We start from the raw sequence: 13,632 nt of genomic DNA, 5'->3' as shown, positions 1-13,632 counted from the left end.
ATATAAAAATAAACTCATTATAAGAAGCTTTATAAATAAATGTTCTGATTGTTATACAGAACCTATAGTTAGAGGATTATCGAGCATAATGCCCGAGCGAAAATTAGAAGAACCTTCTTGTGGTTGTAAGCGGGATGGGGCATCATTTTGTTTTATCAACAATCACATGCATTCAAGCAATATTGTGCTGTTTTTTTCTTTGAATATAAGTTTTTTTACATTCAATGTTCATGATCCAATATACGAATAAAAGCCTATGAATTTTTTTTGTCAATCGCGCGCTTTTAAGCTTCTAAAAGGTAATGAATGATGGAATGGATCACTGATCCCCATGCGTGGTTTGGTTTGATCACGCTGGTTTTTCTCGAAATTGTTTTAGGAATAGATAACCTTATCTTTATTGCAATTTTAGCTGAAAAATTGCCACTGCATTTGCGTGACCGCGCACGCTTTATAGGTCTTACTTTAGCATTAATTATGCGGCTTTTCCTTCTTACCGTTATTGGATGGGTTATGAGACTCGATAGGGTAATTCTTTCACTTTCATCTTTTGTATTTAGTTGGCATAGCTTTATTTTAATCGGTGGTGGAGCCTTTTTGCTCGCAAAGGGAACGCTAGAATTACATGAAAGGTTAGAAGGAGTATCACATGAAAGAAAAACAGGCGTTGGTTATGCTGTTTTTTGGCAAGTAATCGTCCAAGTCGTGGTGCTGGATGCTGTTTTTTCACTAGACAGTATTATTACCGCAACAGGTATGATTGCAAAAGAGCAGGCAGCAGTTATGTATATCGCAGTCATAGCTGCTATGGGAGTAATGATGTGCGGATCTGGTGCTCTTATGCGTTTTATTAATCGTCATCCCACTATTGTAATCCTTTGTCTTGGTTTTTTGATGATGATTGGTTTTACTCTCATTGTTGAAGGATTTGGTTTTCATATTCCAAAAGGGTATTTGTATGCTGCTATTGGTTTTTCTGTTCTCATCGAAGCTTTTAATCAAATTGGACGTCGTAACCGTGAAAAAATGATTAAAACGAATGATCTACGCAGTAGAACAGCTGATGCTGTTTTGAGGCTCTTAGGAGGAGGAAGCAAAGATAGTCACCTTGCTGAGACTGTAGATGTTATTGCTGAACAGGCCGCAGCTTCTGAATTGTTTAGACCAGAAGAAAAGGAGATGATTCGTGGTGTTCTCGATTTAGCTGATCGCCCTGTTCGCTCTATCATGTCGCCGCGTAATGAGATTGAGTGGTTAGATTTAAATGCTGATGAAAATGAAATGCGTGAAGAATTACAAAAGGTTAAACATAGCCGCTTAATTCTTGCGCGTGAAAAAGTGGATGAATTTGTTGGCGTTGCATTGACAAAAGATCTTCTTTTGAATTTGGCTGAGGGGAAAAAGATTAATTGGAAAAAAGCTATGCGAGAACCCCTCGTTGTTCATGAAAACACAAGTGTTTTACGATTGATGGAGCAATTACGTCATTCTTCGATTCAGCTTGCAATTATTGTTGATGAGCATGGATCTTTTGAAGGAATTGCAACACCAACCGATATTCTTGAAGCTATTGCAGGAGACTTTCCTGATGACGATGAAGAACTCATGATCGCAGAACAACTTGAAAATGGCAGTCTTCTTGTTGAGGGATATGCTGATATCCGCCGTTTAAGTGGTTATCTTGGACGTAACCTTGTGGATGAAGCAGATCGTTATACGACTCTGGCAGGCTTTATGCTTTGGCAGTTTGGTCATTTACCAAATGAGGGAGAAAGTTTTGAAACTGATGGTTTACACTTTAAAGTGATTGAAATGGAACGCAGAAACATATCTAAAATCCTTATTTCTCCACTTGTATCACCAGAAAAAAGCTAATTCTTTTTATAAGCAAAATGAATAAAAAGATTTTTTTATGATTAAAAATTGAAAAGAATAAGCAGCTGATAACTCAATTGCATTTCATTATTTTTATATTTTTTTTAAGCGTAAAATAATGACATACAAAAGTTATATTATCAATGAACTTTCCATTATAAAAAATTTTCATTGATGATTGACGAAAAGCTGGAAGAGAGAAAATGGTGCAAAATTATTTGTCAATGGTCATTAATCTCAAAACAATGAATATATACAACATATTGATTTATAATAATTATTTATTACAATATTACCTTCACATCAAGAAAGCCTCTTTCAAACATCAGATTTCCGCCAATGGATAAAACTCCACCATTGTTGAGTTCACTCAACTGATGATGGCATCTTTAAACCAGACTCTGGCTCCTATAATCTTTTTAGATCTTCTTGATATTTCTTAAGGAGCTATTCCTTAGCTTTTGTTTCGATAAATTTAGCTATTTTTTTCCTTCCAAGAATGAAACTCCACCTCTCTGGAAAGCTTTTATTAAGAACTTTGTTTTTCTTCCAGATGGTTCATATTTTTTACTACTTTTGCAATGAAAGCGTAGCTGTGTTGCTTAGATTTGACTACTTCTTTGACTACAGCCAATGCACGTTCAAAATGAATCTGTTGGGTATTTTCATCAAAGCCTAAATGATCCTCTGCACTGAAACTTTGATAATAAGATTGTAAGGTTGCAACATCACCCAATAAAGCCAGTGCACCAATATGAAGTAAGCTATAATCTGCATCATCTACCTTGATAACCTTTATGTGCCTCCAACTTCACTCTATCGCCAAGGTGGTGCTCCATATCTGGAATAAAAGCATTTATGAAGATCAATTTTTTCTATCGCCTATTTCAAGACATAATCAAGCTTAATTCCAACCAATCTGCATATATTCCTTCTTCACAAACTCTCAACCCCTTTTTATAAAAATCAAGTTGTAGATCCTGTAAGTGCTGAGAATTGATAGGGATCAATTACCATACAGGCAGCAGATAAAATACCAGTACTAATCGAAACTCCAACATCAACTTACGGATAACCTTTGATAATTGCGTCATTATAAAGAATTTGTACTTCACAATCTGGGAGTTGATAACATGCTGAATAATTATCTAACTCTTTAATTTTTTCAACAAACCAATCAAGATTTTTGAAGAACACTGTTGCACTCTCCATGATTAAAAAATTCTTTGCTCTACCTCAAAAGAGGTTGTATCCATATCAAAAGTCAAAAGCGAAGCAGATTTTTGCAAACAAAAGTGATAACGCCGTGTAAGAGAAGAATCTTATCAATAAGGTCTTTGGTGATTTCTTTTGCAACGTCTAAACGAGATGGAATCTTATTCATAAAAAAAATATAATAAAGTCAATAGTTTGTGTGCAATTATTCTATATGAATCCCATTTAAAATCTACACTTTTATACGTGATTTAATTAACCATTTTTCATAAACAATTACCATGTATGGATAGACCATAAAACGCATGTAAACATTCAAATGAAGTGAACGCAGCTATCATTCATAACAGTTCATAAATTTTATGATACGTTTTTATCACACACAAATCGCATTATTAAAAACGTAATCGTTTGAAATTATCGATAACATAAATTGCATGCGTTTAAAGAATGGTATGGGGTTTACTCTTTTTTTGAGCTAAACCTTAAAAGAAATAATCATTTGAAACTATCATAGAATAGGTTTTAATTCATTAAGGGCACATAAAAGGATTTAAAGACAAGTCGATTTAAAGCGCCGCTTACTAAAAAGTTAGTCAATAATAAGCAGACATTATATAGATATTATCATCACAACAGGTAATGAAATTGATAATGTTATGTCGTAGAAATCAAAAGATTTTTAATGATATAACGCAGGCAAACAAGCAAAAAACGTTTTAAAAGTTACAGTTTAAAAATACGAAACCAAATGAAGTCCCCTCAAATTTGAGGATACTTATTAAGACAAAGATAAGTAGATAAATTTCAAAAGGATTGCAATCATATTACAAAGGCATGGTGTTTTACTCAATTTTGAGTCAAAAGCGACAATGTTTAAAGAATGCTCTATTCTAAAGTTAACGAGCTCAAATTTGAGCTGATTAATTTTGCCAGCCCAAATATGGACCGGCTTATTTGCAGAGAAGTTAAGTTTAAATGCAAAGTGAAAATACGCTTATGAGAACCTCACTAAATGAACGTTTAAAGACATAAAATGATATCTCTATAAAAACGTTTGAAACCTAGATTTATAACAGTTTAAAAGCCTTAGATTTTATAAAAAGCGGTTGTTTATTGTCTTATGAAAAGCTGCTTTTAAAAACCAATGTTCGTAAATGTAAACAACGGGTTTTGTTACAAATATTCACTTAATATGCATTTTCTCTTGAGAGTCTTGATATGAACCTACCAAGCATTGAGACATTTTGATAATGTACTTTGTGTCAAATGACCACTTCAAAAATGCGAGCGTTATTCTTAATACGCTTTATAGCCATACATAAAGTGTTTATAGGTTCTGTAATTCAAATGAGTGATTAAAGATCATATCTGTCATTTACGTTCCTTTTGATCAGTTTTAATCAATAGAATAGAGCGTTTGCAATATGATACGTTTTGTATACATGCATTCATTATTGACTTCTTTTGTATGATCTGTAGTACCTCTATTTAAAAGCAGCTTCATATCAATTGGCACAGCTTTCTTTTATGATGCGTTTATAACCATCAAAGAAGCACCCTCCACGTCTGTCATTTATTCTGTTTATCAATCTTGATAACATCATCACTTTCATAAACCTCTCAATTTATGGGAACCGAATATAAATCGCTATGTCTTTTTATTCTTGCATTGCCATATACATTACTTCTAATCACGATATAATCAGGAGATCTTGGCATAGCCATAAACAGAGCCGTAGACCTTAGTATGACACCCCACGCTAGCATTGCCGTAAACCTTGCCTAACAACCGCATGATCATAAACCGCGGCATTGCTATGAATACGTGCACTACCGGATAATTTTGCATTCCCATAAACCCGCGCTTAATGATAAACTCAAACGTTATAAGAAAGATGAGCATTGTCATAAACATGAACACCAAAATACACATGGGTTTTATCACATATAAGGGTATTGCCATACACATAGCCACCAATGGCAGCATTGCCATAGCCCCTTATATTTTCATAAACACAACCAGATTTTACAACACAGACATTATCAGCAACCCAGCAATTACCATCATGAGAGAGATTGCTTTCATTTTCAATAAAAGCATCCAGATCGCTTTTTTTACATCACCAAAATCGTTTAAAGCACGAATGCGATAATATATGTATACATGACCAGTCACGAAATCCATTTGATTGATCTATTCATATTTTGGATGGTTTTTTCTGATTAACAGGAGCGGTTTCATTTGCAATGAAAGAAATAACGGAGGTGTTTTTTGATATAGTTATCATAATTAAACCTGTATGTTTTTAAAAGTTTTGAACAGACATTAAGCCAGCTCCAAACCAAATGTTTGTTGCATCAAGCGCTCTGTTCAAACTAATAATAACATATTCATTACCTAGTAGTAGAATACCAACTCCTACACCTGCATAAAGCGAAGCAATAATCCGCCCATATGGCTATGCTGCATGACCATAATAGAACCCAAAACCATCATTGCTACACTCGCAACACCAGCAGCAAAACGGATCAAAAGGACTAAGTGTTAACGCCATGAAAATAATTAAGTGCACTCATCACTATAGCTGCACAAGATAGTATGCGAGGAGCAAGAAATATAATCCCAATTCTGCCAAACGTAAAGAACATACTCCCAACTAAATAACCACCATAATTAGCGTTCAGTATATAAGAAAGTTGATTAAAAGTAAACAATCCCTCATCCAACATAACTGGCAATATTGGTGTATAGAGAAATCACCAGATACCCATATCAAAACCATATCGAATACAGCATTTTGAAACAATTCAAATCTTAACGGTTGTTTTTTCCCCCTTATTATTCCTTTAACTGGTGATATTTCTCATCCGCGTTCCATATCACCATAACAGCCTTTAACTCCAAAAATAGAATAAAAGCAAATTTAGCTATCTATTTTAATGCTCAAAACAATATATTTAGCGGTCTACTATCAACATCACCAGATCAGTTTTACAATAACATATTGAATTAATATGTATTTTTATGTTATAAATGTTTATAGTTAAATTGAAAGCATATTTAGATAACCTTGCTTTTTTATCTCGATATTCAAAATGACTAACCGAAAAATTATATACGCAGCCGTAAATTTTACTTCTCTTAAAATCATTTGCTTATTCGCTGCAAAACTTAATAAACAACTCAAATAACCATTTTCATAAAAGAGGAAATTGGCTTCTTTTAGATAATATTGTTATTTAGTATGATATAAAGTTGAAAAATTTGGTGCACCCGACAGAATTCGAATCTGTGACCTCTGCCTTCGGAGGGCAGCGCTCTATCCAGCTGAGCTACGGGTGCTTCACACTGATTATTAAAATCAGTTATGGTCTTTTAACTAATCATACTCTTAGCTTCAATGCTAAATTATCATTCTAATAAAAAAATTACTCGTTTGTAATTTATCTAACGACGCATTCCTTTTACTTTTTAATGATACTTTACCTTGAAATAACTTCTCTTTATTCAATGCTCTTTTTATTATAAAAAGAGCTTTTATTACAACTTCAAAACTCTCAAAAATAAGTTACAACATAAATTATAAGTATCAGGATAATTTTTAAATGGCTACATTACCAAGTCGCTTTCATTTTATTTCCGCAGAAACTGAGGAGGCTATCAAAGCTACCCATAAATTAATTTCCGTTTATGGTCATTCTTCTCTGGAAGAAACTGATATTGTTGTTGCAATCGGTGGTGATGGGACAATGTTACAAACCGTACGAGATGTCATGAACACAGGCAAACCTATTTATGGTATGAATCAAGGTTCTGTAGGGTTTCTTATGAATGAATTTCATGAAAAAAAATTGCCCAATCGTATTGCTGCCGCACATAAAAAAGAAATCCATCCCCTGCGCATGATTGCAAAATCTGAATGTCAAGATTCTATCGAGGCGCTTGCAATTAATGAAGTATCCCTCTTTCGGCAATCTTATCAAGCGGCAAAAATTCGCATCACCATTGATAACAACGTACGCATGGAACAATTAAGTTGTGATGGTGTCCTCGTCGCTACACCAGCTGGATCAACCGCCTATAATTTATCAGCACAAGGACCTATCTTACCTCTTATGGCTCCCCTTATGGCCCTCACTCCCGTTAGCCCTTTTCGCCCTCGGCGTTGGCATGGAGCTTTGCTTCCCGATACAGTAACAGTGCGCTTTGATATGCTTGAACCTGACAAACGCCCTGTAAATGCTGCTGCAGATAATATTGAAGTTAAATCTGTTCATTCAGTTACTATTTCAATGGCAACAGAAGTAACAGCTTCAATCCTTTTTGACTCAAATCATTCATGGGATGAGCGCATTTTATCAGAACAATTTCGCTATTAATGATTGTATTATGCGTTTTATATGTATATGATTGTTATAGTTATTTTTTTTGTGAAAACATCTTAACACTTTTAAAGAGTGTAGAATATTGGTTATAATCATCATTAGATAGCGCAGTTAAAATCACAGAGCAGTTGATAAAAAAATGATACCATCTTTAAACAGTTTTGATGATTTAGGTCTTTCCGCAAAGGTTATTAATGCGGTGAAATCAGCGGGGTATACAGCTCCGACACCTATTCAAAGTGAAACAATTCCGCATGTCCTTCAAAGAAAAGACGTTTTAGGAATCGCCCAAACGGGAACAGGTAAAACTGCCTCTTTCGTATTGCCTATGCTCACTCTCCTTGAAAAAGGTCGTGCAAGAGCACGAATGCCCCGTACGCTCATCTTAGAACCAACAAGAGAAATTGCAGCTCAAGTTGAAGAAAATTTCGATAAATACGGAATAAATCATCGTTTAAACGTTGCTCTCTTGATTGGTGGGGTATCTTTTGAACTCCAAGATCGCAAACTTGAACGAGGAGCTGATGTTCTTATAGCAACACCAGGGCGCCTTCTTGATCATTGCGAGCGCGGTAAACTACTCCTGATGGGCGTTGAAATCCTTGTGATTGATGAAGCTGATCGCATGTTGGATATGGGCTTTATTCCTGATATTGAACGCATCTGTAAGCTAACCCCTTTTACGCGTCAAACTTTGTTCTTTTCTGCAACAATGGCGCCAGAAATTACAAAACTAACGAAACAATTTTTACATTCTCCCGTATCTGTTGAAGTTACAAAAGCTTCCTCAACAGCTACCACAATTACACAACGGCTTGTCAAATCTGGAAATAAATCATGGGATAAAAGAGCGGTTTTACGAGAGCTTATCCAAAATGAAGGTGCAGAGCTTCAAAATGCAATCATTTTCTGTAATCGAAAGAGAGATATTTCTGAACTTTTTAGATCGCTCATCAAACATAACTTTAATGTAGGGGCACTTCATGGAGATATGGACCAATATTCGCGCATGAACACCCTAGCTGATTTTAAAAATAATAAACTTACACTTCTTGTTGCTTCTGATGTTGCTGCCCGTGGACTCGATATTCCAGCTGTAAGTCATGTATTTAACTATGATGTTCCTACACATGCTGAAGACTATATCCATCGAATTGGTCGTACAGGGCGTGCAAATCGTAGCGGAAAAGCCTTTACAATCGTTACAAAAGCTGATCAAAAATATATCAATGCCATCGAGGAAATGAGTAATGAAAAAATTGAATGGCTCAATGGAGATCTCTCAACTTTAATAGCCGATGATCAAACAGAAGATATTGTTGTAAAGAAAAAATCTTCAAAACCATCAAAGAAAACTGCTCCAAAAGAGACTGTTGCTCACACTAAAAAATCTGTAGAAGAGAATAAAACAGAATATATCAAAAATGCAAATAATAAGGAGAAGCCATCTGAGCAACAACGCTCACGAAAAAATAAGAATTACACACCTATTGGATTTGGTGATGATATTCCTGCTTTCATGCTTATAAAAACGTGCAAATAAACCCGTTCTCTACTCTCTTTTAGAGTGAAATGAACAAAATACTTTTAAAAAATCCGCTCTTATTTTCTAGAGAGCCTTTCCGTTACCTTTTCACGCCCTAAAAGCTGCAAAATTTTTCCCATTTCAGGTCCATGATCCATGCCCGTAAGTGCCTGACGTAATGGCATAAATAAAGCTTTTCCTTTTCGACCTGTTTTTTCTTTTAATGCTGTTGTCCAAATTTTCCAACTTTCCTCATTCAAAGCACCTTCAGGTAAGAAATCGAGTGATTGGTGCACAAAAGCACGATCCTCTAGTGCTACTGTATCAAAATTCTGTTCATCATGAATGATTTTCCACCAAAAAACAGCCTCATTGACTTTATTAATATTGCTTCTTATCGCGTTCCAGAAATATTCCGCCTTATCTCCCTCAATAGAAAGTTTTTTAAGGCGCATTTTTACTTCCTCATAGGTTAACTCATGGACAAGATGACTATTCAAAGCAAGAAGATCAGCAATATCAAATTTTGCAACGGATCTTGACGTATCTTGGAGATTAAAATGCTCTAAAAGCGCAGCTTGATTGGGATAGGGATGCACATTTTGCGATGTCCCAATCAAAACGGCAAGGCATTGAACAGCTATAGATTCAAATCCTTCTTCCCGTAGAGAACGAATAGAAAGATCATTATTACGTTTTGAAAATCCTTTTCCTAAAACTGTCGCCAATAAATTGGTATGAGCAAAAACCGGTAATTCTGCATTAAGAGCTTTAAAAAGAGCAATTTGAGCGCCTGTATTTGTAATATGATCATCCCCACGAATAATATGCGTAATAGCCATATCTACATCATCAACAATAGACGGCAATGTATAAAGATAGGTTCCATCTTCACGAATAAGAACAGGATCTGAAAGAGAAGCTAAATCAATCGTCTGCTTTCCCTTTATTGCATCATTCCAGCAAACTTCTGTTCGCTTTGTGTGTAAAGGATCACTTTCAAAATTAGGAAGAAGAAAACGCCAATGGGGTTTACGACCTTGTGATTCAAAGTTTTTTCTCTCTTCTGTTGTCAACTTCAATGCTGCACGGTCATAAACAGGAGGCAATTTGCGTGAAAGCTGGATTTTACGACGCCGCTCTAATTCCTCTGTTGTCTCATAACAAGGATAAAGAAGGCCACGTTGTTTGAGAATTTCTGCCACTTCATCATATCGATTAAATCGCTTGGATTGGTAATAAATTGCATCTGGTTGAATACCAAGCCATTCAAGGTCAACAGCAATAGCATCGATATATTCTTGTTTAGAACGTTCAATATCTGTATCATCATAGCGTAAAATAAATTCTCCCTTATACGCTTGCGCATAAAGCCAGTTGAAAAGCGCAATACGGATATTGCCAATATGAATATAACCTGTTGGAGAGGGAGCAAAACGAACTTTAACCATAAAATAATACTCAATTTTTATCGCGAAAATGATTGACTATAGGATAGCGACGATCGCGTCCGAAATTTTTGTAACTGATTTTTACACCAGGCGCAGATTGACGCCTTTTATATTCGGCACCATAAAGAAGCTGTTCAACTTTCGCAACAGTTTCTCGTGAATGTCCACGTTTAACAATATTACAAATACTCATGTCATTTTCTACAAGAGATTGTAATATATCATCTAAAATAGGATAAGGCGGAAGAGAATCTTCATCTTTTTGATTTTCCCGCAGCTCTGCAGAGGGTGCTTTTTCTATAATATTGGATGGAATGATCATTCCTTTTGGTCCTCTCAAATTGTGCAAGTGATTTTTATTGCGCCACTCCGCTAATGCATAAACCTGCATTTTATAAATATCTTTAAGAGGATTAAACCCGCCATTCATATCCCCATACAGTGTTGCATATCCCACAGCCATTTCTGATTTATTGCCTGTCGTTACCACCATTGAGCCGAATTTATTTGAAAGCGCCATTAAAAGTGTACCGCGTATACGACTTTGAAGATTTTCCTCTGTGACGTCAGAGGGTAACCCTAAAAAAACAGGTGCCATTGTCTTTAAAAAAGCCTCAACAGGTTGTGCAATCGGTATGATTTCATAACGACATCCCAAAAGATCAGCACATTCTTTGGCATCTTTTAATGATTCTTGCGAAGTATAATGATAGGGCATCATAATGGTGCGAACCCTCTCAGCACCAAGAGCATCCACCGCCATTGCCGTACACAGGGCTGAATCAATTCCTCCTGAAAGACCAAGAATAACATCCTTAAAGCCGTTTTTATTAACGTAATCTTTCAACCCCAAAACACAAGCTTGATAATCAGCCGCTAATCCATTGAGAAGACTTTCATTAGGACCTGAAATACAGTGCCATCCCGTCGTTGTTTTTTGCCAATGGCTTAAAGCAATATGGCTATCAAAGTGTTTCATTTGAAATATCTTTTTGCCTTGTCCATTCAAGGCAAAAGACCCACCATCAAAAACGAGCTCATCTTGACCACCTACTTGATTAGCGTAGATAATTGGCACTCCAGATTGTAGAGCCTGTGTATGAACAACGTCTATACGTTTTAATGTTTTATTACGATAATAAGGAGATCCGTTAAGGACAAGAATAATTTCCGCTCCTTTATCTTTAAGCTCTGTACTAAGAGAGGAATCATTCCAAAGATCCTCACAAATGACTATTCCTAATTTAATTCCATGATAGACAATAGGCTGAGGACGTGGACCTGAAGAAAATAAACGCTTTTCATCAAATTCAGCATAATTAGGTAAATCAAACTTCAAACATTCGGCAATAACTCTCCCTTCATCAAGAACCATGACAGCGTTGTAAATATTACCATTGCGCCTTAATGGAAGACCAATGACAATTCCTGGTCCGCCTACGGTTATCTTTGCTAATTTCTCAACAGTCTCTTCACATGTTTTTGTAAAAGCAGGTTTTAGAACAAGATCTTCCGGCGGATAAGCACTTATAAAAAGTTCCGTGAATAAAACAAGATCAGCCCCCTCTTCTTTGGCCTTTTGATGCGCCATGACAGCTAAAGAAAAATTCCCCTCAATATCACCGACAATAGGATTTAATTGGGCAATTGATACCCGAATATCATTTTTCATAAGCCTTTGTATCATTTCATCAGTTTAGCAACCACAACTTTATTCTTCATCATCGGAAACATCATTTTTTAAAATTCTTTTCTGCCATAATGACCTAAAAATATTAGGCAAATTTTTGCCTACCCCCCAGCAGCAATTGCTAACGATTCAGTCACGCGATTTTTTTTAAGGAGTTCAGCAACAAGAAAAGCCAATTCTAACGCTTGATCTGCATTTAACCGTGGATCACATTGCGTATGATAACGATCAGATAAATCGTCCACAGAAATGGCGTGCGCCCCTCCTGTACATTCAGTAACATCACGACCTGTCATCTCAATATGAATGCCTCCTGGATAAGTTCCTTCTCCACGATGCACTGCAAAAAAATTCTCTACTTCTTTTAAAACATAATCAAAAGGACGCGTCTTATAACCATTGGCAGTAATTGTATTGCCATGCATTGGATCACATGACCATATAACCGCACGCTTCTCGCGTTCAACAGCACGGATGAGTTTAGGTAGATAACTTTCAACTTTATCATAACCAAAGCGCGTAATGAGAGTAAGCCGCCCCAGCTCGTTTTCAGGATTTAAAATATCAATTAATTTCAAAAGCTCATCAGGCTCAATGGAAGGACCACATTTTAATCCTATAGGATTCTTAATGCCGCGACAATATTCAACGTGAGCATGGTCAATCTGACGCGTACGGTCACCAATCCATAACATATGACCAGATGTTGCATACCAATTTCCTGAAGTTGAATCAATCCGAGTCAAAGCCTCTTCATAACCAAGCAACAGTGCTTCATGACTGGTATAAAAAGATGTTTCACGCAATGAAGAATGTGTTTTGGATGTAATCCCTATAGAACGCATAAAATCAATTGCTTCAGAAATACGCTCTGCCAATAATTCATAACGTTCTCCCTGCGGACTGTTAGAAACAAAACTCAACATCCATGTGTGAACATTTTCTAAATTAGCATAGCCGCCTTGTGAAAAAGCTCGCAATAGATTAAGTGTTGCCGCAGATTGGCGATAAGCCATAGACATCCGTTGCGGATCTGGAACACGAGAACCGGCTTCAAATTCAATGCCATTAATAATATCCCCACGATAAGCAGGAAATTCAACTCCCTCTTTTCTTTCAATATCAGAAGAGCGAGGCTTTGCAAATTGACCAGCAATACGACCAATTTTAACAACCGGTTTAGAACTACCAAAAGTCAAAACAATCGCCATTTGCAAAAATACACGAAAAAAATCACGAATATTATCAGCTTCATGTTCTGCAAAGCTTTCGGCACAATCACCACCTTGCAATAAAAAAGCTTGGCCTTTCGCAACGGCTGCTAATTCATTTTTTAAATCACGTGCTTCACCGGCAAAAACTAAAGGAGGATACCGTCTCAGTTTTCGCTCAACATCTTCTAACATAGACTTATCCGGATAAGTCGGAACTTGTTTAATTGGCCTTGTTCTCCAAGTGTCAGGCGCCCATTCTTTTATCATTACACT

General features: G+C 36.1%; 9 protein-coding genes, 1 tRNA gene and 1 pseudogene. 3 read left to right on the top strand and 8 right to left on the bottom strand.

What is annotated here, in order from left to right:
- The first annotated feature begins 306 nt into the window (after positions 1-306).
- Complete coding sequence (locus ACFIQE_RS03675; RefSeq protein WP_375612149.1) at positions 307-1,875, top strand: TerC family protein; 1,569 nt, start codon at positions 307-309, stop codon at positions 1,873-1,875.
- A 529-nt stretch (positions 1,876-2,404) separates the two neighbouring features.
- Here ACFIQE_RS03675 and ACFIQE_RS03670 read toward each other — a convergent pair.
- The 5 genes and pseudogenes from ACFIQE_RS03670 to ACFIQE_RS03650 form a co-directional block, all read right to left on the bottom strand.
- On the bottom strand, positions 2,405-2,629 hold the full coding sequence (locus ACFIQE_RS03670) for a hypothetical protein (RefSeq protein WP_375620816.1): 225 nt from the start codon (positions 2,627-2,629) through the stop codon (positions 2,405-2,407).
- Between the two features lie 2,084 nt (positions 2,630-4,713).
- Positions 4,714-5,278: pseudogene (locus ACFIQE_RS03665) on the bottom strand (hypothetical protein).
- A gap of 121 nt (positions 5,279-5,399) precedes the next feature.
- The gene (locus tag ACFIQE_RS03660; protein WP_375613508.1) at positions 5,400-5,504 is read right to left on the bottom strand and encodes a hypothetical protein; all 105 of its coding nucleotides are present in this window, start codon (positions 5,502-5,504) and stop codon (positions 5,400-5,402) included.
- Positions 5,505-5,631: 127 nt separating this feature from the next.
- A complete protein-coding gene (locus ACFIQE_RS03655) occupies positions 5,632-5,823 on the bottom strand; it encodes a hypothetical protein (protein WP_375612146.1) in 192 nt (63 codons plus the stop codon).
- A 536-nt stretch (positions 5,824-6,359) separates the two neighbouring features.
- Positions 6,360-6,436 (bottom strand) — tRNA-Arg (locus ACFIQE_RS03650).
- A 263-nt stretch (positions 6,437-6,699) separates the two neighbouring features.
- On the opposite strand from ACFIQE_RS03650, the gene ACFIQE_RS03645 reads away from it, so the two are divergent.
- Both ACFIQE_RS03645 and ACFIQE_RS03640 read left to right on the top strand, forming a co-directional pair.
- Entirely contained in the window at positions 6,700-7,473 is a 774-nt protein-coding gene (locus ACFIQE_RS03645) for an NAD kinase (RefSeq protein WP_375612145.1), read from the top strand.
- A gap of 145 nt (positions 7,474-7,618) precedes the next feature.
- Positions 7,619-9,022, top strand: coding sequence for a DEAD/DEAH box helicase (locus ACFIQE_RS03640; RefSeq protein ID WP_375620798.1), 1,404 nt, complete (start codon positions 7,619-7,621; stop codon positions 9,020-9,022).
- A 59-nt stretch (positions 9,023-9,081) separates the two neighbouring features.
- Here the strand turns inward: ACFIQE_RS03640 and gltX are convergent, their stop codons facing one another.
- The 3 genes from gltX to ACFIQE_RS03625 form a co-directional block, all read right to left on the bottom strand.
- A complete protein-coding gene (gene gltX / locus ACFIQE_RS03635; RefSeq protein ID WP_375630030.1) occupies positions 9,082-10,455 on the bottom strand; it encodes a glutamate--tRNA ligase in 1,374 nt (457 codons plus the stop codon).
- 10 nt (positions 10,456-10,465) lie between these two features.
- Entirely contained in the window at positions 10,466-12,127 is a 1,662-nt protein-coding gene (locus tag ACFIQE_RS03630) for an NAD+ synthase (RefSeq protein WP_375706834.1), read from the bottom strand.
- A 119-nt stretch (positions 12,128-12,246) separates the two neighbouring features.
- Positions 12,247-13,626, bottom strand: a complete 1,380-nt coding sequence (locus ACFIQE_RS03625) for a class II 3-deoxy-7-phosphoheptulonate synthase (RefSeq protein ID WP_375707272.1) — start codon at positions 13,624-13,626, stop codon at positions 12,247-12,249.
- Positions 13,627-13,632: the final 6 nt, after the last annotated feature.

The organism is Bartonella sp. AA1HLJMS, from assembly GCF_042197445.1.
GTDB lineage: Bacteria > Pseudomonadota > Alphaproteobacteria > Rhizobiales > Rhizobiaceae > Bartonella.
This window is presented reverse-complemented; position numbering and strand designations above follow the sequence as displayed.

Excerpts from the sequence above, each read along its gene's own strand:
- ACFIQE_RS03640 (WP_375620798.1), top strand. The coding sequence starts at position 7,619 with ATGATACCATCTTTAAACAGTTTTGATGATTTAGGTCTTTCCGCAAAG.
- ACFIQE_RS03625 (WP_375707272.1), bottom strand. The coding sequence starts at position 13,626 with ATGATAAAAGAATGGGCGCCTGACACTTGGAGAACAAGGCCAATTAAA.
- ACFIQE_RS03675 (WP_375612149.1), top strand. The coding sequence starts at position 307 with ATGATGGAATGGATCACTGATCCCCATGCGTGGTTTGGTTTGATCACG.
- ACFIQE_RS03630 (WP_375706834.1), bottom strand. The coding sequence starts at position 12,127 with ATGAAAAATGATATTCGGGTATCAATTGCCCAATTAAATCCTATTGTC.
- ACFIQE_RS03645 (WP_375612145.1), top strand. The coding sequence starts at position 6,700 with ATGGCTACATTACCAAGTCGCTTTCATTTTATTTCCGCAGAAACTGAG.
- ACFIQE_RS03655 (WP_375612146.1), bottom strand. The coding sequence starts at position 5,823 with ATGTTGGATGAGGGATTGTTTACTTTTAATCAACTTTCTTATATACTG.
- gltX (WP_375630030.1), bottom strand. The coding sequence starts at position 10,455 with ATGGTTAAAGTTCGTTTTGCTCCCTCTCCAACAGGTTATATTCATATT.